This window comes from Ramlibacter pinisoli, from assembly GCF_009758015.1.
Lineage (GTDB): Bacteria > Pseudomonadota > Gammaproteobacteria > Burkholderiales > Burkholderiaceae_C > Ramlibacter > Ramlibacter pinisoli.
The window spans coordinates 706,722-727,224 of the sequence record NZ_WSEL01000003.1 but is presented as its reverse complement, the minus strand read 5'-3'; the positions used below and the strand labels follow the sequence as shown (position 1 = coordinate 727,224).

At 70.9% G+C, this 20,503-nt stretch carries 21 protein-coding genes; 10 read left to right on the top strand and 11 right to left on the bottom strand.

The genetic code is table 11. The features are described from left to right. Nucleotide 1 precedes the first annotated feature (1 nt). A complete protein-coding gene (locus GON04_RS04640) occupies nucleotides 2–1,669 on the bottom strand; it encodes a CTP synthase (protein WP_157396789.1) in 1,668 nt (555 codons plus the stop codon). Nucleotides 1,670–1,834: 165 nt separating this feature from the next. Between GON04_RS04640 and coaBC the strand changes: the two genes are divergently transcribed. The 3 genes from coaBC to GON04_RS04625 all read left to right on the top strand — a co-directional run bounded on the left by coaBC (nucleotide 1,835) and on the right by GON04_RS04625 (nucleotide 4,226). Further along, nucleotides 1,835–3,058, top strand: a complete 1,224-nt coding sequence (gene coaBC / locus GON04_RS04635; RefSeq protein ID WP_157396788.1) for a bifunctional phosphopantothenoylcysteine decarboxylase/phosphopantothenate--cysteine ligase CoaBC — start codon at nucleotides 1,835–1,837, stop codon at nucleotides 3,056–3,058. Continuing rightward, the gene (dut, locus tag GON04_RS04630) at nucleotides 3,055–3,501 is read left to right on the top strand and encodes a dUTP diphosphatase (RefSeq protein ID WP_157396787.1); all 447 of its coding nucleotides are present in this window, start codon (nucleotides 3,055–3,057) and stop codon (nucleotides 3,499–3,501) included. Before coaBC ends, dut begins: the two co-directional genes overlap by 4 nt. Before the next feature lie 149 nt (nucleotides 3,502–3,650). Beyond that, nucleotides 3,651–4,226, top strand: a complete 576-nt coding sequence (locus GON04_RS04625) for a glycine zipper 2TM domain-containing protein (RefSeq protein WP_157396786.1) — start codon at nucleotides 3,651–3,653, stop codon at nucleotides 4,224–4,226. A gap of 158 nt (nucleotides 4,227–4,384) precedes the next feature. On the opposite strand, the gene GON04_RS04620 is transcribed toward GON04_RS04625, so the two are convergent. Further along, the gene (locus tag GON04_RS04620) at nucleotides 4,385–4,879 is read right to left on the bottom strand and encodes an FKBP-type peptidyl-prolyl cis-trans isomerase (RefSeq protein WP_157396785.1); all 495 of its coding nucleotides are present in this window, start codon (nucleotides 4,877–4,879) and stop codon (nucleotides 4,385–4,387) included. A gap of 32 nt (nucleotides 4,880–4,911) precedes the next feature. On the opposite strand from GON04_RS04620, the gene GON04_RS04615 reads away from it, so the two are divergent. From GON04_RS04615 to GON04_RS26720, 3 genes are all read left to right on the top strand, one after another. Then, a complete protein-coding gene (locus tag GON04_RS04615) occupies nucleotides 4,912–6,036 on the top strand; it encodes a JmjC domain-containing protein (RefSeq protein ID WP_157396784.1) in 1,125 nt (374 codons plus the stop codon). After that, the gene (locus tag GON04_RS04610) at nucleotides 6,033–6,524 is read left to right on the top strand and encodes a hypothetical protein (protein WP_157396783.1); all 492 of its coding nucleotides are present in this window, start codon (nucleotides 6,033–6,035) and stop codon (nucleotides 6,522–6,524) included. The genes GON04_RS04615 and GON04_RS04610 overlap by 4 nt, the downstream gene beginning before the upstream one ends. Nucleotides 6,525–6,682: 158 nt before the next feature. Beyond that, complete coding sequence (locus GON04_RS26720; RefSeq protein WP_157396782.1) at nucleotides 6,683–6,961, top strand: hypothetical protein; 279 nt, start codon at nucleotides 6,683–6,685, stop codon at nucleotides 6,959–6,961. Between the two features lie 85 nt (nucleotides 6,962–7,046). Here GON04_RS26720 and GON04_RS04600 read toward each other — a convergent pair whose 3' ends face one another. From GON04_RS04600 to GON04_RS04575, 7 genes are read right to left on the bottom strand one after another with little or no spacing between them, the layout of a single operon-like run. Then, the gene (locus GON04_RS04600) at nucleotides 7,047–7,820 is read right to left on the bottom strand and encodes an MBL fold metallo-hydrolase (protein ID WP_157396781.1); all 774 of its coding nucleotides are present in this window, start codon (nucleotides 7,818–7,820) and stop codon (nucleotides 7,047–7,049) included. Between the two features lie 49 nt (nucleotides 7,821–7,869). Further along, nucleotides 7,870–8,943 carry an outer membrane protein assembly factor BamC gene (bamC, locus tag GON04_RS04595; RefSeq protein ID WP_157396780.1) on the bottom strand — a complete coding sequence of 358 codons (1,074 nt, stop codon included), beginning with the start codon at nucleotides 8,941–8,943 and terminating at the stop codon, nucleotides 7,870–7,872. A 24-nt stretch (nucleotides 8,944–8,967) separates the two neighbouring features. Then, nucleotides 8,968–9,855: a 4-hydroxy-tetrahydrodipicolinate synthase gene (gene dapA, locus GON04_RS04590; RefSeq protein ID WP_157396779.1), complete on the bottom strand. Its 888-nt coding sequence runs from the start codon at nucleotides 9,853–9,855 to the stop codon at nucleotides 8,968–8,970. A gap of 31 nt (nucleotides 9,856–9,886) precedes the next feature. Beyond that, entirely contained in the window at nucleotides 9,887–10,426 is a 540-nt protein-coding gene (locus GON04_RS04585) for a class I SAM-dependent methyltransferase (protein WP_157396778.1), read from the bottom strand. Next, nucleotides 10,426–11,238: an SDR family oxidoreductase gene (locus GON04_RS04580; RefSeq protein WP_157396777.1), complete on the bottom strand. Its 813-nt coding sequence runs from the start codon at nucleotides 11,236–11,238 to the stop codon at nucleotides 10,426–10,428. The genes GON04_RS04585 and GON04_RS04580 overlap by 1 nt, the downstream gene beginning before the upstream one ends. A 7-nt stretch (nucleotides 11,239–11,245) precedes the next feature. Further along, nucleotides 11,246–11,377, bottom strand: a complete 132-nt coding sequence (locus GON04_RS27025) for a hypothetical protein (protein WP_255481813.1) — start codon at nucleotides 11,375–11,377, stop codon at nucleotides 11,246–11,248. A gap of 4 nt (nucleotides 11,378–11,381) precedes the next feature. Then, nucleotides 11,382–12,596, bottom strand: coding sequence for an MFS transporter (locus tag GON04_RS04575; protein WP_157396776.1), 1,215 nt, complete (start codon nucleotides 12,594–12,596; stop codon nucleotides 11,382–11,384). A gap of 156 nt (nucleotides 12,597–12,752) precedes the next feature. Between GON04_RS04575 and GON04_RS04570 the strand changes: the two genes are divergently transcribed. The 4 genes from GON04_RS04570 (at nucleotide 12,753) to parC (ending at nucleotide 18,514) form a co-directional block, all read left to right on the top strand. Beyond that, nucleotides 12,753–14,726 (top strand): DNA topoisomerase IV subunit B, encoded by a 1,974-nt coding sequence (locus GON04_RS04570; protein ID WP_157396775.1) that lies wholly within the window; start codon nucleotides 12,753–12,755, stop codon nucleotides 14,724–14,726. A 70-nt stretch (nucleotides 14,727–14,796) separates the two neighbouring features. Then, nucleotides 14,797–15,315: a GNAT family N-acetyltransferase gene (locus GON04_RS04565; protein ID WP_157396774.1), complete on the top strand. Its 519-nt coding sequence runs from the start codon at nucleotides 14,797–14,799 to the stop codon at nucleotides 15,313–15,315. Next, nucleotides 15,312–16,184: a lytic transglycosylase domain-containing protein gene (locus tag GON04_RS04560; protein ID WP_157396773.1), complete on the top strand. Its 873-nt coding sequence runs from the start codon at nucleotides 15,312–15,314 to the stop codon at nucleotides 16,182–16,184. Before GON04_RS04565 ends, GON04_RS04560 begins: the two co-directional genes overlap by 4 nt. Then, entirely contained in the window at nucleotides 16,184–18,514 is a 2,331-nt protein-coding gene (parC, locus tag GON04_RS04555; protein ID WP_157396772.1) for a DNA topoisomerase IV subunit A, read from the top strand. The genes GON04_RS04560 and parC overlap by 1 nt, the downstream gene beginning before the upstream one ends. Before the next feature lie 28 nt (nucleotides 18,515–18,542). On the opposite strand, the gene GON04_RS04550 is transcribed toward parC, so the two are convergent. Both GON04_RS04550 and GON04_RS04545 read right to left on the bottom strand, forming a co-directional pair. Next, nucleotides 18,543–19,694: a mandelate racemase/muconate lactonizing enzyme family protein gene (locus tag GON04_RS04550; protein ID WP_338050888.1), complete on the bottom strand. Its 1,152-nt coding sequence runs from the start codon at nucleotides 19,692–19,694 to the stop codon at nucleotides 18,543–18,545. Further along, nucleotides 19,691–20,497, bottom strand: coding sequence for a GntR family transcriptional regulator (locus tag GON04_RS04545; RefSeq protein WP_157396771.1), 807 nt, complete (start codon nucleotides 20,495–20,497; stop codon nucleotides 19,691–19,693). Before GON04_RS04545 ends, GON04_RS04550 begins: the two co-directional genes overlap by 4 nt. Nucleotides 20,498–20,503 lie beyond the last annotated feature (6 nt).

The window sequence follows — 20,503 nt, the reverse complement described above, 5'->3', positions numbered from 1 at the left end:
GTCAGGCCACGGCCTTGAGCTTGTTGCCGGCGCCCTGGTGGTCGACCGCGGCCTTCACGAAGGCGTTGAACAGCGGGTGGCCGTCCCAGGGGGTGGACTTGAACTCGGGGTGGAACTGCACGCCCATGAACCAGGGGTGCACGTCCTGCGGGAGCTCGACGATCTCGGTCAGGTGCTCGCGCTGGGTAAGGGCGGAGATCACCAGGCCGGCCTTGCGCAGCTGGTCGAGGTAGTTGACGTTGGCCTCGTAGCGGTGGCGGTGGCGCTCGTTCACCACGTCGCCGTAGATCTTGTGCGCCAGCGTGCCCTTGGCGACGTCGGAGGCCTGGGCCCCCAGCCGCATGGTGCCGCCGAGATCGGAGTTCTCGTCGCGCTTGTTCACGGTGCCGTCGGAGCCGTGCCACTCGGTGATGAGCGCGATGACCGGGTTGGGCGTCTGCGGCTCGAACTCGGTGCTGTTGGCGTCCTGCAGGTTGGCCACGTGGCGGGCGTACTCGATGGTGGCGACCTGCATGCCCAGGCAGATGCCCAGATAGGGCAGGTGGTTCTCGCGGGCGAACCGCGCGGCCTGGATCTTGCCCTCGATGCCGCGCTTGCCGAAGCCGCCCGGCACCAGCACGGCGTCGTACTTGGCCAGCTGCTGCACGTTGCCGGCCTCCAGCGACTCGGAGTCGAGGTAGTCGATCTTCACCCGCACGTGGTTCTTCATGCCGGCGTGGCGCAGCGCCTCGTTGAGCGACTTGTAGCTGTCGGACAGTTCGACGTACTTGCCCACCATGGCGATGGTCACCTCGCCCTGCGGATGCTCGGTCTCGTAGACCAGTTCGTCCCACCGCTTGAGATTGGCCGGCGGCGTGTTCAGGCGCAGCTTGTCGCAGATCAGGCCGTCCAGGCCCTGCTCGTGGAGCATGCGCGGCACCTTGTAGATCGTGTTCACGTCCCACATGGAGATGACGCCCCACTCCGGGACGTTGGTGAACAGCGAGATCTTGGAGCGCTCGTCGTCGGGGATCTTGCGGTCGGCCCGGCACAGCAGGGCATCGGCCGAGATACCGATCTCGCGCAGCTTCTGCACCGTGTGCTGGGTGGGCTTGGTCTTGAGTTCGCCGGCGGCCGCGATCCACGGCACGTAGGTCAGGTGCACGAAGGCGGTCTGGTTGGCGCCCATGCGCAGGCTCATCTGCCGCGCGGCCTCGAGGAACGGCAGCGACTCGATGTCGCCGACCGTGCCGCCGATCTCGACGATGGCCACGTCGACCGCGCCCGGCTCGCCGTAGCGGGCCCCGCGCTTGATGAATTCCTGGATCTCGTTGGTGACGTGCGGGATGACCTGCACCGTCTTGCCGAGGTAGTCGCCGCGGCGTTCCTTCTCGAGCACCGACTGGTAGATCTTGCCGGTGGTGAAGTTGTTCACCTTGCCCATGCGGGTGGTGACGAAGCGTTCGTAGTGGCCCAGGTCCAGGTCGGTTTCGGCACCGTCGTCGGTGACGAACACCTCACCATGCTGGAACGGCGACATCGTGCCGGGATCGACGTTGATGTACGGATCGAGCTTGATGAGGGTGACCTTCAGGCCCCGCGATTCGAGGATCGCAGCGAGGGAGGCTGAGGCGATTCCCTTGCCGAGGGAGGACACCACACCGCCGGTGACGAAGACGAATCTGGTCATGTCGTTCGGAAGGCCGGGCTTCCGGGAGGTGGTAATGCGCGATTATACGGGGCGGGTCGAACGAGGCCATGCCGAATGGGGACGGAACTCCCGTCCGCCTTTTCGGCTTCCTCGGACGTGTGTCCGCTTGCACTTCGCAGTGCCTGTTCGGCTACAGTCCGGCGCATGAACGACCTCGCTGGCAAGCACATCGTCCTCGGGCTGTCCGGCGGCATCGCCTGCTACAAGTCCGCCGAGCTGTGCCGCGCCTTCGTCAAGGAGGGCGCCACGGTGCAGGTCGTGATGACCGAGGCGGCGGAGCAGTTCATCACGCCGGTCACCATGCAGGCCCTGTCGGGGCGCACCGTCTACACCTCGCAGTGGGACGTGCGCGAGCCGAACAACATGCCGCACATCAACCTGTCGCGCGAGGCCGATGCCATCGTCATCGCGCCGTGCAGCGCCGACTTCATGGCGCGGCTGGTGCACGGACGCGCCGACGAACTCCTGAGCCTGCTGTGCCTGGCGCGCCCGATCGAGCGCGTGCCGCTGCTGCTGGCACCGGCGATGAACCGCGAGATGTGGGCCCACCCGGCCACCCAGCGCAACATGGCGCAGCTGGCGCAGGACGGCGCCACCATCCTCGGCGTGGGATCGGGCTTCCAGGCCTGCGGAGAGACCGGCGACGGCCGCATGCTGGAGCCACCCGAGCTGCTGGAGGACATCGTCGCCTTCCTGCAGCCCAAGCCGCTGGCCGGCAAACGGCTGGTGGTGACGGCCGGCCCGACCTTCGAGGCGCTCGATCCGATCCGTGGCATCACCAACCATTCGTCCGGCAAGATGGGCTTTGCCATCGCCCGCGCCGCCCGCGAGGCCGGCGCCGCCGTCACACTGGTCGCCGGGCCCGTGCGCCTTCCCACCCCGCGCGGCGTGCAGCGCATCGACGTCACCTCGGCGCGGCAGATGCTGGCGGCCACGCTGGCGGCCACGGTCGACGCCGACGTCTTCGTCGCCACCGCGGCGGTGGCCGACTGGCGCCCGGCCGAGGAATGCGGGCACAAGATCAAGAAGGACGGCAGCGGGCAGCCGCCCAGCGTCGCCTTCACCGAGAACCCGGACATCCTGGCCACCGTGGCGCAGGGCGAGCGGGCCCGCCGGCGCGCGCTGTTCTGCGTCGGCTTCGCGGCCGAAAGCCACGACCTGCTCGTGCATGCGCAGGCCAAGCGGGCCCGCAAGGGCATCCCGCTGCTGGCCGGCAACATCGGCCCCCTCACGTTCGGGCAGGACGACAACCAGCTGCTGCTGGTCGACGAGCACGGCACGCAGGAACTGCCGCGCGCCCCCAAGCTGGAGCTGGCCCGCTCGCTCGTGGCCGACATCGCGCGCCGCCTTCCCTCCTGGACCGCATGAACATCGACGTCAAGATCCTCGACCCGCGCATGGCGGGCCAGTTGCCCGCCTATGCCACGCCCGGCAGCGCCGGCCTCGACCTGCGCGCCTGCATCGACGCGCACATCGACCTGGGGCCCAATGCCTGGCACCTGGTGCCGACCGGCATCGCCATCTGGATCAAGGACCCCGGCTACGCGGCGCTCATCCTTCCGCGCTCGGGGCTCGGCCACAAGCACGGCATCGTGCTGGGCAACCTGGTCGGGCTCATCGACAGCGACTACCAGGGCCAGCTCATGGTCAGCTGCTGGAACCGCAGCGACACGGCGTTCCGGCTGCAACCCATGGAGCGGCTGGCCCAGCTCGTCATCGTGCCGGTGCTGCAGGCACGCTTCAACATCGTGGATGAGTTCCCCGCCACCCAGCGCGGGGAGGGCGGCTACGGCTCCACCGGCAAGGGCTGAGCCAGCTGCGCCCATCGGGGCGTTCCTACACGGCTTCCCGCCTGATCCTACGGAGTTGCGCGCCGATCACGGCTGCCCAGCCAGCGCGTGACTGCCTGTAATGGATGGAGAGGCGCGCACCCGCGCCCATGCATCCAAAGGAGGTCCCCATGCGCACTTCGAAGCGTTTCCTGCCGGCCGTCGGCGCGACCGCCCTGGCCGCCCTGCTGGCAGCCTGCGGCAGCCCGCCCCAGCAGGCAGGCAGCTACCCGACCGCTCCGTACCCGACGGCGAGCAACTACCCCGCCACGCCGATGCCGGGCCAGACCTATCCCGGCGGCGCGCAGACCATCCCCGCCGTGGAACTTGGCCGTGTCACCGACATCCAGACCGTCGCCATGGGCCAGGCCGGAACGGCCAACCCGAATGCCAGCCGCGATGCGGCCATCGCCGGCGGCGTGATCGGCGCCGTGGTCGGCAACGTCATCGGCAAGAACGTCAACAACGGCCACAACCGCACCGGCACCACGGTGCTGGGCGGCGCGGCCGGGGCGGCCATCGGTAGCAGCGTGGGTGGCCGCAACGACGGCTCGAACACGGCGGCGGCCGGCGCCGGTGCCGGGGCGTACCGGGTCACCGTGCAGACCGACAACGGCTCCCGGCGCATCTACGAGGTGGGAACCCTCGGCGACCTGCGCGTGGGCGACCGCGTGCGGGTCGAGAACGGCGTCATCTACCGGTCCTGACGGCGCGGGGATCCCGGCGCGCGCCGGGATCGCTCCGTTTTTCGGGTTTCATGGGTCCCGGCATTCACCGGGACGACATGACGAGGGGCGCGTAGCGCCCCTTCGGTCCCGGCGTGCGCCGGGACGACATGATGCAGGGGCGCGTTGCGCCCCTTTCATCATGTCGGCTGGACGCGGAAGAAGCTGGAGCCGGTGGTGCCGCGGCCGATCTCTTCCTCCGTCGCCTCGCGCACGCCTTCAACCTTCAGCCGCAGGCGCAGCGCGATGCCGGCGAGCGGATGGTTGCCGTCCAGCACGACGTGCTCGGGATAGATCTCGGTGACCGTGTACAGCACGTCGCGCGGCGCCTCGGGATTGGCGCCGGCCGGCAGGCCCTCGAAGGTCATGCCTTCCTCGAGGTCGGCCGGGAACAGGGAGCGCTGCTCCAGGAACACCAGCTGGTCGTCGTAGTCGCCGAAGGCGTCCTCGGGTTCCAGGTGCAGGTCGAGCCGGTCGCCGGGTTCGTGGCCCTGCAGGGCTTCCTCGATCTTGGCCAGCAGGTCATTGCCGCCGACCAGGAACTCCACCGGCTCGTCGAGCACGTCGAGTTCCTCGCCCAGCGTGTCCTTGAGGGTCCACGTCAGCGCGACGATGCATTGGGGGGTGACTTCCATGGCGGAGAATTGTCGCAGTTCACCCGCCGACCATGGACATCGACACACCCTTGCCCCTGCTGGGCGGGCTGACGCCCGCGCAGTTCATGCGCCGCCACTGGCAGCGCAAGCCGCTGCTGGTTCGCAATGCCGTGCCCGGCATGAAGCCCTTGCTCGACCGCGCCGCCCTGTTCGACCTGGCCGGGCAGGAAGGCGTGGAGTCGCGCCTGGTGTCGCTCGGCCAGCGCGGCTGGCAGCTGCGCCGCGGCCCGTTCACGCGCCGCGCGCTGCCCGCCGCCGCGCAGCCCCGCTGGACCCTGCTGGTGCAGGGCGTCGACCTCCACGTCGAGGCGGCGCACGACCTGCTGCAGCAGTTCGCGTTCGTGCCGCAGGCACGGGTGGACGACCTGATGGCCAGCTGGGCCAGCGACGGCGGCGGCGTCGGCCCGCACTTCGACAGCTACGACGTGTTCCTGCTACAGGCCCAGGGCCGGCGCCGTTGGCGCTGGGGCCGGCAGAAGGACCTGGCGCTGCGCGAGGGCCTGCCGCTGAAGATCCTGGACCGCTTCGAGCCGGAGGACGACCAGGTCCTCGAGCCCGGCGACATGCTGTACCTGCCGCCGCGCTATGCGCACGACGGCATCGCCGAGGGCGAGTGCCAGACCTACTCGATCGGGTTCCGGGCGCCGGCGCGCGGCGCGCTGGCGCGCGAGCTGCTGGAGCGGCTGGCCGACGACGCGGCCGAGGTCGCGGGCGAGGCGCTTTACGCCGATCCCCGGCAGGCCGCCGTGGCCGACGCCGGGCGCATCCCGCCGGAGTTGCGCGCCTTCGCGGCCGACGCCCTGCAGCGGGCCCTGCGCGACCCGCTGGCCATCGACCGCGCGCTGGGCGAGTCGCTCAGCGAGCCCAAGGCCAACGTGTGGTTCGAGGCGGGCCCGGTGCCGCGCCGGCTGCGCGGCATCGTCCTGGACCGCCGCACCCGCATGCTGTACGACGAGCGCCACGTGTTCGTCAACGGCGAGAGCTGGCGCGCCGCCGGCGCCGATGCCCGCCTGATGCGCCGCCTGGCCGACCACCGGCGCCTGGACGCCGCCGATGTCGAGCGGGCCAGCGAGGCCGCGCGCGAGCTGCTGCTGGCGTGGTGCGAGGCGGGCTGGGCCCATGGGGCCACGGCATGACATCCCGGGACCTCCCGCAGGGCCGCTTCGAGGGCCGGGCCGCGTTCGGCGAGCTGGTGCGCTCGGCGCTGGCCTGCGCGGCGCAAGAGGGCTGGCGCGAGATCATCCTCAGCGACGCCAGCTTCGCCGACTGGCCGCTGGGCGAGCGGGCCGTGTCTGAATCGCTGCAGGCATGGTCGACCGGCGGCCGCCGCGTGACGCTGTTGGCGCGGCGCTACGACGAGGTGGTGCGGCGCCATGCGCGCTTCGTCCAGTGGCGCCAGGCCTGGTCGCACATCGTCGAGGCGCGCGGCTGCCCGTCAGCCGACGAGCTGGAGCTGCCCAGTGCCATCTGGAGTCCGTCGTGGGTGATGCAGCGGCTCGACCCGGAGCGCTGCACCGGGTTCAGCGGGGTCGAACCCGAACGCCGGCTTGCCGTGCGCGAGCAGCTGGCCGAGTGGCTGCAGCGCAGCGCGCCGGCGTTCCCGGCGACGACGCTGGGCTTGTGAACACAGCCGCCGGTCCCCCCGGGGAAGCACGGATTGCCGGGACGGTTGCATATAATGTGAGGCTGAGCAGAGGAAAGCTCGATCCAGCTGTTCAGCCTGTTTGCCATTCCGGCCGCCAGGCCTATCCGGAAATTGACCAGTCCTAAAGGAAACCTGAAATGAAGAAATCGCTCGTCCTGGCGACCCTGATGGCGGCCGTGGCCCTCGCCGCTTGCGGCAAGAAGGAAGAGCCGGCGCCCGCGCCCGCCCCGGCCCCCGCTGCTGCCCCCGCTCCGGCTCCGGCCCCCGCCGCCGATCCGGCCGCTGCCGCGTCCGCTCCCGCCGCTGCGTCTTCCGACGCCGCCGCTGGCGCTGCTGCTGCCGCCGCCGCTGCCGCTGGTGGTGCTTCCGCTGCTGCCCCGGCTGCCACTGCTGCCGCTTCCGCCGCCAGCAAGTAAACGGGTCTCCCGTTCACGCGAAAGCCGCCCTCGGGCGGCTTTTTGCTTTGTGTGCCCGCTTCCGCGGACGCGTGTCGCGGGAGTCTCAGGCGTCGAGCCAGCAACTGCCGCTGGGGCCGTCGGCGACGTGGATCTCGACCGCCGCGCCGAGCGCCTGCAGCAGCGCGTCGCGGGCAAGTTCGGGCCGGTTGTTCTGTTCGCTCAGGTGGGCCGCCACGACCTGCCGCAGGCCCCGGGGCAGGATGGCCTGCGCGATGGCGGCCGCATCCTCGTTGGCCAGGTGGCCCCAGTCGCCGCCGACCCGCTTCTTCAGGAACCAGGGGTAGGGGCCGGCCTCCAGCAGGCCGCGGTCGTGGTTGCATTCCAGCAGCAGCGTCGTGCTGCCGGCCAGCTGCTCGATCACGTGCGGCGTGGCATGTCCCAGGTCGGTCAGGACGCCCAGCGTGACGGCGCCGTCGGTGCAGGCCAGTTGCAGCGGCTCGCGGGCGTCGTGCGGAACGGTGAACGGTCGCACCTGCAGCGCGCCGACCTCGATGGCCACGGAGTCGCAGGCCAGTCGCAGCAGGCCGTCGAAGTCGGGCTGTCCCATCCCCAGCCAGGTGCCCTCGCTCATGTAGATCGGGATGCGGTCGCGCATCGCCACCTTGCGCGCACAGCCGATGTGGTCAGCGTGCTCGTGGGTGATGAAGATCGCGTCGATCTGCTCGGCCAGCATGCCGGCCTGCCCGAGGCGCTTGTCGAGCGCCCGAATGCCCAGGCCGCAGTCGACCAGCAGGTGCGTGAGACGGCCTTCGGTGCGCGCCTGCACCACGGTGGCATTGCCCGTGCTGCCGCTGCCCAGGCTCTTGAATCGGATCATCGGCGGCAGGGCAGAAGGCGGGGCGGCCGGGGCCGGCCCCGCTGCGCCCTTACTTCAGGTCGTCGGCGATGACCTGGACGATGCGCTGCGCGTTGGCCGAAGCCTCCGGCGCACCCTGGGCGTTGAGCACCGACACGGTGGTCGATTCGCCCTGGCTCTTGAGCGCGATGCGGTACTTCACCGGCGGCTCCGCCTTCTCGCCGCCCCCGAACAGCTTGCCGAAGAAGCCCGGCTCCTTCTTGTCGGGGTTGGGCGGCACGTAGCGGACGAAATAGGTGCCCTGGCTGCGGTCGCGGTCCTCGACCGTGAAACCGGTGCGATCCAATGCCAGGCCCACGCGGCGCCAGGCGCGGTCGAAGTTCTCGTCGATCTGCACGACCGGCGTGTTCTGCTCGCTGACCACGCGCGAGGTGGTCTTGGGCGTGCCCGTCGCGACCAGGGCCTTGGTCTGCTCCTGCGGAACGCCCAGCTTGACCATCAGCCGGCGCAGGAACTCGGCCTCGAGTTCGGGGTCGGTGGGACGCGGCTGCCAGACGGTGTTCTGCGAGCTGTTGGTCAGCGTCTCCTGCATGCCGCGGTGCGAGATGTAGATCTCGGTGGCGCCGGTGGGCGTGCGCTCCATGCGGGTGCGGAAGCGGTCGCGCTCGCCGCTGCTGTACAGCGAATCGAACACCTTGCCCAGGGAATTGCGGATGAAGTCCTGCGGGATCTTGGCGCGGTTCTCGGCCCAGTCGGTCTCCATGATGCCGAGGTTGGCCTGGTCCAGCACCAGCAGGAAGCCGTTCTCCTGCCAGAAGTCGCGCACCGGCTGCCACAGCTGGTCGGCCGGGCGGTTGACCACCAGCCAGCGCTGGTTGCCGGCGCGCTCGATGCGCACGTCGCCCAGCGTGGTGGCCGCGGTCGGCACGGTGGTGACGGTCTGGCCGACCTGGTAGTTGCTGGCGGACACGGGGCCGCCGGGGACCTGGTAGCGCGAGTCGCGCGTGAGCTGCGTGAGGTCGGGCGGCACGTCCAGCGTGGCACCCTTGGTGGCGCTCTTGTAGTCGATCTTCTCGCCATCCAGCGCCGAGCAGGCGGCGAGGCCCGCACAGGTGGCCAGCACGGCGAGTCTTGCAATACGCATCACGTTGTCGTCCTTGTCATTCGTTCAGGCCAGCAGCCCGGCCTCGCGCAATGCGCCCTCGACCACGGCATGGTTGGCGGGCAGCAGGTCCGTCATCGGCAGGCGCAGCGTCGGGCCGCACAGGCCCATCCGCGCCATCGCCCACTTCACCGGGATCGGGTTGGCTTCCACGAAGAGGTGGCGGTGCAGCGGCAGCAGCCGGTTCTGCAGTTCCATCGCCTGGCGCGCGTCGCCGCGCACGGCGGCCACGCACAGCTCGTGCATGAGGCGCGGCGCCACGTTGGCGGTGACGCTCACGTTGCCCTGGCCGCCGCACAGCATGAGGGCCACGGCGGTGGGGTCGTCGCCCGAGTAGACGGCGAAGCCCTTGGGCACCTCGCGCAGCAGCCATTGCGCGCGCTCGATGTTGCCGGTGGCCTCCTTGATGCCGACGATGCCGGGCACGCGGGCCAGCCGCAGCACCGTGTCGTGCTGCATGTCGGCGACGGTTCGGCCGGGCACGTTGTACAGCACCATCGGCAGGTCGCCCACCGCTTCGGCGATGGCCTTGAAGTGGCGGAACTGGCCTTCCTGGGTCGGCTTGTTGTAGTAGGGCACCACCTGCAGCTGGCAGTCGGCGCCGACCTTCTTGGCGAAGCGCGCCAGCTCGATCGCCTCGGCGGTGGAGTTGGCGCCGCAGCCGGCCATGATGGGCAGGCGCCCGGCGGCCTGCTCGACCGACACGCGGATGATTTCCTGGTGCTCCTCGACGTTCACCGTCGGCGATTCGCCGGTGGTGCCCACCACACCGATGCAGTCGGTGCCTTCGGCGACGTGCCAGTCGATCAGCTTGCGCAGGGTGGGGTAGTCCACGCTGCCGTCGTCGTGCATCGGGGTGGCCAGTGCCACGATGCTGCCGGTGATGGGAGTCATTGTCGGGTTCGTCCGAAAGGGCGGATTCTACCTAGAGCGGGTAGCGGGCCGGTACGTTCCCGACCGGCTCGCGAACCGCGGCGATGCGTTGCACGAAGCGCTCGGGCGCGTCGAGGAAACCGTCCTCGTAGGCCACCACGCGCAGGCCGCGGCAGGCCTCGAGGAGTTCGCCCGGGCGCAGCAGGAAATCGGGCCGGGACGGCTTGCCGACGGTCTCGTTGCCCTGGGCGAACGTCTCGTACAGCAGTACGCCCCCGGGGGCCACGCTGGCGACCAGGGTGGGCAGCAGCGCCCGCCAGAGGTAATGGGTGACGACCACGGCGGCGAACGTCTCGCCCGGCAGGGGCCAGGGGCCGCCCTCGATGTCGGCCTGGATGGCCCGCGCCGTGCCCCGAATGGCCGCGATGGCGTCGGGGTCACGGTCGATGCCGGTGGCCGGATGGCCGAGCTGCGAGAACCAGCGCACGTGGCGTCCATGGCCGCAGGCGACGTCCAGCACGGCGCCGCCGGCCGGCACGAGGTCGCTCCAGCGCCGCACCCACGGCGAGGCCTCCTGGGTTCCATGCGGCATCACCGCGACCCTGCCTCGGCGGCCAGCGCCGCCAGCGCCATGTCCTCGACCTTGCCCGGCGCCAGCAGCTTCAGGAAGCGGCCGAGCTTGCCGCGGGCCGTCATCACCACCTCGCGGCGGCGCTCCAGCAGGCCTTCCAGGATGAGCCGGGCGCAGACGTCGACCGGCATGGCGGCGTCCTCCTTCAGGCCGCTGCGGCCGGCTGGCCGGCCCTGCGCGTTCCAGCCGCGGCGCCGGGTTTCGGTGGCCACCACGCCCGGGTAGGCGATGGTGACCGTCACCCCTGCCGCCTTGAGCTCGGTGCGCAGGGCCTCGAAGAAGCCGGTCATGGCGAACTTGGAGGCGCTGTAGGCGGTGCGCCCCGGCACGCCGACCAGGCCCGCCAGCGACGAGACGGCGACGATGCGCCCGCGCGACGCCTTGAGGTGGGGCAGGGCGGCGTGGGTGCACCAGACGCTGCCCCACAGGTTGATGGCCATCAGGTCCTGGTACCAGTGCAGGTCGTCGGCGCCGACCTCCTCGAACAGGGCGTGGGCCGACACGCCGGCGTTGTTCACCAGCACGTCGATGCCGCCGAACCGCTGCGCGGCCGTGTCCACCAGGGCGCGGCAGTCGGCCTCGCGGCTGACGTCGGTGGGCACCGCCAGCGCCTGCGCGCCCTGGGCCTCGCACTGCGCCGCCACGTCGGCCAGCCGGTCGGCGCTGCGGGCGGCCAGCACCAGGGTGGCGCCCCCGCGCTCGCGCGCGGCCAGCTGGCGCGCCAGTTCGGCACCGATGCCGTCGGAGGCGCCGGTGATCACGTAGATAGTCATCGGAAGGTCAGCGGAAGCAGGCCCAGAGCTGCTCCGACAGCATGACCATGAGTTGCGGCTGGGTGTAGAGGGCAAACACGGCAACGAGCACCGCCACGGCGGCGGCCCAGGGCAGCAGGCGGCGGGCCAGCGGAGCCATGGCGTCAGGCCGGCTGGGCGGCCGGCTGCCGCAGGATGGGCGCCTCGCGCACCGGCAGGTTGACCAGGCAGGCGAACACGCCCAGGGCGATGGAGATCCACCAGACGATGTCGTAGCTGCCGGTGCGGTCGTACAGCAGGCCGCCGAGCCAGACGCCCATGAAGGAGCCGATCTGGTGGCTGAAGAAGACGAAGCCGCCCAGCATGGAGAGGTGGGCGACGCCGAAGATCTGGGCCACCGTGGCATTGGTCGGCGGCACCGTGGACAGCCACAGCAGGCCCATGGTGGCGGCGAACACGTAGACCGACAGCGGCGACAGCGGCGCCCACAGGAAGGCGGCGATGGCCACCGCGCGGGCCAGGTAGATGAAGGCCAGGATCTTGCGCTTGGCCATCCGCTGGCCGAGCGAGCCGGCGATGTAGGTGCCGAAGACGTTGAACAGGCCGATCAGCGCCAGCGCGTAGCTGGCCACCTGGGGCGACAGGCCCTTGTCCTTCAGGTAGCTGGGCATGTGGACGCCGATGAACACGACCTGGAAGCCGCACACGAAGTAGCCGGCCATCAGCAGCTGGAAGCTCGGGTACTTGAACGCCTCGCGCAGCGCCTGGCCGATGGTCTGTTCGCGCCGGGGCGCGTGGGCGCCGCCGAAGCCGGGTTCGCGCAGGCCCAGGGCCAGCGGGGTGACGAGCAGCACCACCGCACCCAGCGCCAGCAGCGACTGCTGCCAGCCGAGGCTGCTGATCAGGAAGCCCTCCACCGGCACCATCAGGAACTGGCCGAACGAACCGGCCGCGGCGGCGACGCCCATCGCCCACGAGCGCCGGGCCGGGTCGACCTGCCGGCCGATGATCCCGTAGACCACTGCGTAGGTCGTGCCGGCCTGGGCGGCGCCGATCAGGACGCCGGCGGTGAGCGAGAACACCAGCGGCGTCGGCGACAGCGCCATGCCCGCCAGCCCCAGCGCATACAGGATGCTGCCGCCCACCAGCACCCGGAAGGCGCCGAACCGGTCGGCCACCATGCCGGCGAAGATGCCGAAGCAGCCCCAGGCCAGGTTCTGGATCGCCAGGGCGAAGGCGAAGGTCTCGCGCGTCCAGCCCTGGGCCTGGGTGATCGGCTGCAGCCAGAGGCCGAAGCCGTGGCGGATGCCCATGGAGAGCGTGACGACGGCGGCGCCGCAGACCAGGACCTGGCGCAGGGAAAGGGGGGCGGAAGGCATCGGTCGATCGTAGCGAATCGACCGCCGGGACGACCGTCGGCGGCCCGGAAACCCCATGAGAGTTCAGGCCCTGATTGATGCGCTTCCAGCATCGATGGCGCCATGCTGGATATCCATACAGGCAAGAATGGGGCTCGGACATACAATCCGCGCTCCATGGCAAGCCGACCGTCCACCGTCCCCGACTACTCCGAAGGATCCATCCGGGTCCTGAAGGGCCTCGAGCCCGTCAAGCAGCGACCGGGCATGTACACCCGCACCGACAACCCGCTGCACATCGTGCAGGAGGTGCTGGACAACGCCGCCGACGAGGCGCTCGCCGGCCACGGCAAGCGCATCCGCGTCACCCTGCACGCCGACGGCTCGGTCAGCGTCGAGGACGACGGCCGCGGCATCCCGTTCGGCCTCCATCCGGAGGAGAAGGCCCCGGTCATCGAGCTGGTGTTCACCCGCCTGCACGCCGGCGGCAAGTTCGACAAGGGCAAGGGCGGCGCCTACAGCTTTTCCGGCGGCCTGCACGGCGTGGGCGTCTCGGTCACCAACGCGCTGGCCAAGCGGCTGGAAGTCACCAGCCACCGTGACGGCCAGGTCGCCAGCATCGTGTTCTCCGGCGGCGACGTCATCGAGGACCTGAAGCTGCGCAAGGCCGGCGAGGGCGACCGCCGCCAGGGCACCACGGTGCGGGTCTGGCCCGACGCCAAGTACTTCGAGTCCAGCCAGCTGCCGCTGGCCGAGCTGGCCCACCTGCTGCGCAGCAAGGCGGTGCTGATGCCCGGCGTGGCGGTCTACCTGGCCAACGAGAAGACCAAGGAGACCCAGAGCTGGCAGTACAAGGGCGGCCTGCGCGACTACCTGATGCAGACCCTGCCGGCCGACCCGGTGATCCCGCTGTTCGAGGGCGAGGGCTACGCCGACAGCAACGAGACCTTTGCCGAGGGCGAGGGCGCGGCCTGGTGCGTGGCGTTCACCGACGAGGGCGCGCCGGTGCGCGAGAGCTACGTCAACCTGATCCCCACCAGCGCCGGCGGCACGCACGAGAGCGGCCTGCGCGACGGCCTGTTCAACGCGGTCAAGAGCTTCATCGAGCTGCACTCGCTGCAGCCCAAGGGCGTCAAGCTGCTGCCGGAGGACGTGTTCGCCCGCGCCTCCTACGTGCTGTCGGCCAAGGTGCTGGATCCGCAGTTCCAGGGCCAGATCAAGGAGCGCCTCAACTCGCGCGACGCCGTGCGGCTGGTCTCCAGCTTCGTGCGGCCGGCGCTGGAGCTGTGGCTCAACCAGCACGTGGACTACGGCCGCAAGCTGGCCGAGCTGGCCATCAAGGCGGCCCAGTCGCGCCAGAAGGCCGGCCAGAAGGTCGAGAAGCGCAAGGGCTCGGGCGTCGCGGTGCTGCCGGGCAAGCTCACCGACTGCGAGAGCAAGGAGATCTCGCACAACGAGGTCTTCCTGGTCGAGGGCGACTCGGCCGGCGGCAGCGCCAAGATGGGCCGCGACAAGGAATGCCAGGCCGTGCTGCCGCTGCGCGGCAAGGTGCTCAACACCTGGGAGGTCGAGCGCGACCGCCTGTTCGCCAACACCGAGATCCACGACATCGCGGTGGCCATCGGCGTCGACCCGCACGGCCCGAACGACACGCCCGACCTGTCCGGCCTGCGCTACGGCAAGGTCTGCATCCTGTCGGACGCCGACGTCGACGGCTCGCACATCCAGGTGCTGCTGCTGACCCTGTTCTTCCGCCACTTCCCCAAGCTGATCGAGACGGGCCACGTGTACGTCGCCCGCCCGCCGCTGTTCCGGGTCGACACGCCGGCGCGCGGCAAGAAGCCGGCCGGCAAGCAGTACGCACTCGACGAGGGCGAGCTGACGGCCATCCTGGACAAGCTGCGCAAGGAGGGCGTCAAGGAGAACGCCTGGACCATCAGCCGCTTCAAGGGCCTGGGCGAGATGAGCGCCGAGCAGCTGTGGGAGACCACGCTCAACCCCGACACGCGCCGCCTGCTGCCGGTCAGCGTCGGCAAGGTCGACCCCGCCGCGACCGAGAACCTGATGATGCGGCTCATGGGCAAGGGCGAGGCCGCCGCCCGCCGCGAGCTGATGGAACTCCACGGCGACGCGGTGGAGATCGATATCTGATGGCCTGGGCGCTGGGCCGGCTCGCCGGCTGCCCCGGGTTCCTCCTGCTGGGGTTCCACCCGCTGCTGCGATGAGCCGCGTCCGCCTGCGCCCCACCATGCAGAGCGATCTCGACTACGTGCTGACGCTCGAGAACGACCCTGCCAACCTGCCGTTCATCATCCCCTGGGAGCGCACCCAGCACGAGGCCGCGATCCGGTTTCCCGATTTCCGGCACTTCATCGTCGAAGCCGGCGAGGGCCTGGACGCGGCCGGCTTCCTCATCCTGATCGGCTGCCGCAGCCGCAACCAGTCGCTCGAACTCAAGCGCATGGTGGTGCAGGCCAAGGGCCAAGGCATCGGCCGCGCCGCCCTGCGGGTGGCCAAGAAGATCGCCTTCGACGACCTGGGAGCGCACCGCTTCTGGCTCGACGTGCGCACCCACAACGTGCGCGCCAAGGGCCTGTACGACACCGAAGGCTTCGTGCAGGAAGGCCTGTTGCGCGAGTCGGTGCGTGGCGCCGACGGCTGGGAGTCGCTGGTCGTGCTGTCGATGCTGCAGGCCGAGTTCGCCGAGCGCCGCGCCGCCGGGCTGGAGCTGCCCGCATGAAGGCGCTGCGCGTCGCGTTCGCCGGCCTGGCGCTGGCCCTTGCCGCGGCCGGTGCCGCGCGGGCCGATGTCTGGGGCTACGTCGACCGCAACGGCGTGGCGCACTTCGCCGCCGAGAAGCTGGACGAGCGCTACGAGCTGTTCTATCGCGGCGGCGAGAGCTACGACACCGCCGACGGCCTGCCGGACCGCACGCCGCGGCCGGTGGCGGTGCCCACCTCGTCGACCTCCCGCCTCATCGCCTACTTCGAGGTGTCGCCGGCCTACAAGCAGGTCAAGCACCACCTGCGCGAGGCCTCGCTCACCCACGGCATCGACTACGAGCTGCTGCAGGCGCTCATCGCCACCGAGTCGGGCTTCGATGCGGCCGCCGTGTCGCCCAAGGGGGCGGTGGGCCTGATGCAGCTCATGCCCGCCACGGCCGAGCGCTACGGCGTCTCCGGCGACCGCCGCATCCCGCTGGACCGGAAGCTGACCGACCCGCTCACCAACATCCGCATCGGCTCGCGCTACCTGCGCTACCTGCTGGACCTGTATCCCGGCAACCTCGAACTCGCCCTGGCCGCCTACAACGCCGGCGAGGGTGCCGTGCAGCGCGCCGGCGGCCGGGTGCCGGGCTTCCGCGAGACCCAGAACTACGTCAAGACCGTGCTGCAGCTGTACACCATGCTCAAGCCGCCGTCGGTAGCCGCCCGGCCGGCGCCGGCCCGGGTGCGGGCCGAGCTGTCGCCCGTGCGCGGCGGCGCCGCCGGCCGCGGCAACCTGCCGCTGGACGCCCGGACCGGGCCGCCCGCCGCCATGGGCGCCGGCCCGATGCCGGAGGCAGGCGCTGCCGCCGGCGACCACCGAGACCTTTCGACGACACCGTGATGGACGACCAAGACGAACTGATCACGCCCGCCGACGGCGGCGACGACACCCAGCTGGACCTGGCCACCTATGCCCAGCGTGCCTACCTCGAATACGCGCTCAGCGTGGTCAAGGGACGGGCGCTGCCCGACGTCTGCGACGGCCAGAAGCCGGTGCAGCGGCGCATCCTCTATTCGATGTGGCGCATGGGCCTGGGCTTCGGCGGCGCGGGCGGGGCCAAGCCGGTCAAGAGCGCCCGCGTGGTGGGCGACGTGCTCGGCCGCTTCCACCCGCACGGCGACCAGGCCGCCTACGACGCGCTGGTGCGCATGGCCCAGGACTTCGCCCAGCGCTACCCGCTGATCGACGGCCAGGGCAACTTCGGCAGCCGCGACGGCGACGGCGCCGCGGCCATGCGCTACACCGAGGCGCGCCTGGCCCGCATCACCAACCTGCTGCTGGAGGAGATCGACGAGGGCACGGTCGACTTCAACCCGAACTACGACGGCAGCACCCAGGAGCCCACCCAGCTGCCGGCGCGGCTGCCGTTCACGCTGCTCAATGGCGCCAGCGGCATCGCGGTCGGCCTGGCCACCGAGATCCCGAGCCACAACCTGCGCGAGATCGCCGACGCCTGCGTGGCGCTGGTCAAGAACCCCAAGCTCACCGACGACGAACTGCTGGCGCTGGTGCCCGGCCCCGACTACCCGGGCGGCGGCCAGATCATCAGCAGCGCGGCCGACATCGCCGAGGCCTACCGCGGCGGCCGCGGCTCGCTCAAGGTGCGCGCGCGCTGGAAGATCGAGGAGCTGGCGCGCGGCCAGTGGCAGCTGGTGGTGCACGAGCTGCCGCCTGGCGTCAGCTCGCAGCGCGTGCTCGAGGAGATCGAGGAGCTCACCAATCCCAAGGTCAAGGCCGGCAAGAAGGCCCTGCTGCAGGACCAGCTGCAACTGAAGCAGACGGTGCTGTCGGTGCTGGACGCGGTGCGCGACGAGTCGAGCAAGGATGCCCCGGTGCGCCTGGTGTTCGAGCCCAAGACCAGCCGGATCGAGCAGTCCGACCTGATCACCACGCTGCTGGCGCACACCAGCCTGGAGACCTCGGCCCCGATCAACCTGACGATGGTCGGCCTGGACGGCCGGCCGGTGCAGAAGTCGCTGCGCCAGATGCTCGCCGAGTGGATCGAGTTCCGCCACCGCACCATCGAGCGGCGCTCGCGCCATCGGCTGGCCAAGGTGCTGGACCGCATCCACATCCTCGAGGGGCGGCAGCTGGTGCTGCTGAACATCGACGAGGTCATCGCCATCATCCGCGCCAGCGACGAGCCCAAGCAGGCGCTGATCGACCGCTTCCGGCTGTCGGAGCGCCAGGCCGAGGACATCCTGGAGATCCGCCTGCGCCAGCTGGCACGGCTGGAGGCGATCCGCATCGAGCAGGAGCTCAAGGAGCTGCGCGAGGAGCAGAAGAAGCTCGACGAGATCCTCGGCAGCCCCGCCACGCTGCGCCGGCTGATGATCAAGGAGATCGAGCAGGACGCCAAGCAGTTCCAGGACGCCCGCCGTACCCTGATCCAGGCCGAGAAGCGCGCCGTGGCCGAAGTGCGCGTGGTCGACGAGCCGGTCACCGTCGTCGTGTCGCAGAAGGGCTGGGTGCGGGCCCGCCAGGGCCACGGCCACGAGGCGGCCAGCTTCGCATTCAAGGCCGGCGACGGGCTGTACGGCACCTTCGAATGCCGCACCGTCGACACCCTGCTGGCCTTCGGCAGCAACGGCCGCGTGTACTCGATCGCGGTCTCCACGCTGCCGGGCGCGCGCGGCGACGGCCAGCCCGTCACCACCTTCATCGACCTGGAGTCGGGCACGCAGGTCGTGCACTACTTCGCCGGGACGCCGCAGGCCTGGCTGCTGCTGGCCACCAGCGGCGGCTATGGCTTCATCGCCACGGTGGAGAACATGGTCTCGCGCCAGCGCGGCGGCAAGACCTTCGTCAGCTGCGCACCCGGCGAGGCGCTGTGCCGGCCTTCGCCGGCCAACGTGCCGCCGCAGGCGCCGGCCAGCCACGTCGCCTGCGTCTCGACGGCGCGCCGCATCCTCACCTTCCCGATCGCCGAGCTGCGCCAGCAGGCCAACGGCGGCCGCGGGCTGCTGCTCATGGACCTGGACGCCAAGGAGACGCTGGCCGGCGCGGCCGCCTACACCCGCAGCGTGGTGATCCGCGGCACGTTCCGCGGCAAGGAGCGTGACGAGACGCTGGAGATCCGGTCGCTGAACAACGCCCTCGGCGCGCGTGGCCGCAAGGGCAAGCCGGGCAACTTCACGTTCGAGCCGACCTCGATCGACCGGGTGGAGTGAGGCGGGGCGCGCGCGGCGCCGCGGCGCGTCAGCAGCCGCGCGCCGCCACGTCCGCGAGCGCTTGCAGGTCCGGCTGCACGCCGATGCCGGGGCCGTCGCCGAGGCGGCAGCCTCCCTCGCGGATGCTGGCCAGCGGTCCCGCCAGGACCGTGCGCAGCGGGTTCGGATTGGCGTCGATCTCGAGCAGGCCGTCGCCGCCCGCCGCGGCCAGCACGTGGGCCGAGGCCAGCAGGCCGACGCCGCCGCCGAGAAAGTGCGGGCAGTAACGCAGGCCCGCCGCCTGCGCCCGGCCGATGACCGGCCAGCAACCGGAGATGCCGCCCCACTTCGCCAGGTCGGGCTGCAGCACCGCCAGCGCGCCCGAGCCGATGGCGGCGTCGAAGGCCGGGTGGCCCAGCACGTTCTCGCCGCCGGCCAGCGGAATCGAGGTGGCGCCGGCCAGCCGCTGCCATTCGGTCCAGGGCCGGTCGGCGCGCAGGGGCTCCTCCAGCCAGCCGAGGCCGAAGCCGTCCAGGCGAGGTGCCATGCGGCAGGCCTCGTCGAGCGTCCAGCCCTGGTTGGCATCGGCCATCAACGGCATCCCGGACCCCAGCATCTCGCGCACGACGGCCAGGTTGCGCAGGTCCCGGTCCTCGCCGAAGCCGACCTTGAGCTTGAAGGCGCGGTAGCCCTCGGCGCGGCGGGCCGCGACCACGTCTTCGGGGCCGTCCGGATTGATCCCGCTCGCGTACACCTGCACGGCATCGTGGCCGCCTCCGAGGTAGCGCCACAGGGGTTGGCCGGCGCGGCGCGCGCACAGGTCCCACAGGGCGAGGTCGATGCCCGCGATGGCCTGGGCCATCGGGCCGTGCTCGCCGGACTGGATGGCCAGCACGGCGGTGCGGTCGGTGAGCCAGGCGAAGGCCTCGGCCGGACCGGTGAAGGCGCGGCTGGTGGCCAGCGGTGCCAGCACGGACTCCAGCAGGCGGGCCCGGTGTTCGGCGCCGCACGACGGGAAGTTGCACCAGATCTCGCCCCAGCCGACCGCCCCGTCGAGATCTTCGGCGCGCACGTACACGGCCGGCCGGTCGTGCATGGTGCCGAACGAGGTGCGCACCGGGGTCTCGATCGGGCAGCGGAAGACGAAGGCCTCGACGCGTGCAAGTTGGACGGGAGCGGCGGGCAGGGGCGCAAGGGTCACGGTTTCAGGTCCATTTCGAGCCGGATCGCATCACCGCGGTAGGTGACGTCGGCCAGGTAGATCACCGTGCCGGCCTCGTCCTTGAAGACGCGGCGCACCTCGGCGACGGGGGCATTCATCGGCAGTTCGAGCAGCCCGGCGACTTCCATGTCGGCGCTCGCGATCGTGAGCACCTGGTGGGCCGTGGCGATGCGCAGGCCCTTCATCGCCGACAGCAGCGGGATCACCGTCTGGCTGCGGAAGGCGGCCGGCGACTTGCGGAAGATGCGCTCGTCCAGCCAGATGTTGATCACGCAATACGGCTTGCCGGCACGCAGGTGCACGCGGCGCATGAAGGCGTAAGAGGGCGCCGCGGTTCCTTCGTCGCCGGCCAGCGGCGGGGAGCCGACCGACTCGTCGATGTTCACGATGCGCGGTTGCGTGTCCTCGTACACCCGCGCCAGCTCGGCGAGCGTGGTGACCACGTTGATGATGCGTTCGCGGCTGGGTGCGCCGGTGACGAAGGTGCCCCGGCCCTGCTGCGGCGACACCAGCCCTTCGCGGGCGAGCACGTCGATGGCCTGCCGCACCGTGACGCGCGCCACACCGAACTCGTCGATGAGCGCCTCCAGCGACGGCAGCCGGTGCCCGTGCGGCCAGGTGCCGCGCGCGATGCGCTGGCGCATCAGGTCGGCCAGCTGCAGGTAGCGGGGCACCGCGCTGTCGAGAAAGCGCGGCGCCGACGGGCCGCCGCGGTCGCGGGTGCTGGCACGGACAGGCGGGCCGGACGCGCGGCCTGCCCGCGAGGGCGCGGTACGCTGCATCGTCAG

Excerpts from the sequence above, each read along its gene's own strand:
- GON04_RS04640 (WP_157396789.1), bottom strand. The coding sequence starts at position 1,669 with ATGACCAGATTCGTCTTCGTCACCGGCGGTGTGGTGTCCTCCCTCGGC.
- coaBC (WP_157396788.1), top strand. The coding sequence starts at position 1,835 with ATGAACGACCTCGCTGGCAAGCACATCGTCCTCGGGCTGTCCGGCGGC.
- dut (WP_157396787.1), top strand. The coding sequence starts at position 3,055 with ATGAACATCGACGTCAAGATCCTCGACCCGCGCATGGCGGGCCAGTTG.
- GON04_RS04625 (WP_157396786.1), top strand. The coding sequence starts at position 3,651 with ATGCGCACTTCGAAGCGTTTCCTGCCGGCCGTCGGCGCGACCGCCCTG.
- GON04_RS04620 (WP_157396785.1), bottom strand. The coding sequence starts at position 4,879 with ATGGAAGTCACCCCCCAATGCATCGTCGCGCTGACGTGGACCCTCAAG.
- GON04_RS04615 (WP_157396784.1), top strand. The coding sequence starts at position 4,912 with ATGGACATCGACACACCCTTGCCCCTGCTGGGCGGGCTGACGCCCGCG.
- GON04_RS04610 (WP_157396783.1), top strand. The coding sequence starts at position 6,033 with ATGACATCCCGGGACCTCCCGCAGGGCCGCTTCGAGGGCCGGGCCGCG.
- GON04_RS26720 (WP_157396782.1), top strand. The coding sequence starts at position 6,683 with ATGAAGAAATCGCTCGTCCTGGCGACCCTGATGGCGGCCGTGGCCCTC.
- GON04_RS04600 (WP_157396781.1), bottom strand. The coding sequence starts at position 7,820 with ATGATCCGATTCAAGAGCCTGGGCAGCGGCAGCACGGGCAATGCCACC.
- bamC (WP_157396780.1), bottom strand. The coding sequence starts at position 8,943 with ATGCGTATTGCAAGACTCGCCGTGCTGGCCACCTGTGCGGGCCTCGCC.
- dapA (WP_157396779.1), bottom strand. The coding sequence starts at position 9,855 with ATGACTCCCATCACCGGCAGCATCGTGGCACTGGCCACCCCGATGCAC.
- GON04_RS04585 (WP_157396778.1), bottom strand. The coding sequence starts at position 10,426 with ATGCCGCATGGAACCCAGGAGGCCTCGCCGTGGGTGCGGCGCTGGAGC.
- GON04_RS04580 (WP_157396777.1), bottom strand. The coding sequence starts at position 11,238 with ATGACTATCTACGTGATCACCGGCGCCTCCGACGGCATCGGTGCCGAA.
- GON04_RS27025 (WP_255481813.1), bottom strand. The coding sequence starts at position 11,377 with ATGGCTCCGCTGGCCCGCCGCCTGCTGCCCTGGGCCGCCGCCGTGGCG.
- GON04_RS04575 (WP_157396776.1), bottom strand. The coding sequence starts at position 12,596 with ATGCCTTCCGCCCCCCTTTCCCTGCGCCAGGTCCTGGTCTGCGGCGCC.
- GON04_RS04570 (WP_157396775.1), top strand. The coding sequence starts at position 12,753 with ATGGCAAGCCGACCGTCCACCGTCCCCGACTACTCCGAAGGATCCATC.
- GON04_RS04565 (WP_157396774.1), top strand. The coding sequence starts at position 14,797 with ATGAGCCGCGTCCGCCTGCGCCCCACCATGCAGAGCGATCTCGACTAC.
- GON04_RS04560 (WP_157396773.1), top strand. The coding sequence starts at position 15,312 with ATGAAGGCGCTGCGCGTCGCGTTCGCCGGCCTGGCGCTGGCCCTTGCC.
- parC (WP_157396772.1), top strand. The coding sequence starts at position 16,184 with ATGGACGACCAAGACGAACTGATCACGCCCGCCGACGGCGGCGACGAC.
- GON04_RS04545 (WP_157396771.1), bottom strand. The coding sequence starts at position 20,497 with ATGCAGCGTACCGCGCCCTCGCGGGCAGGCCGCGCGTCCGGCCCGCCT.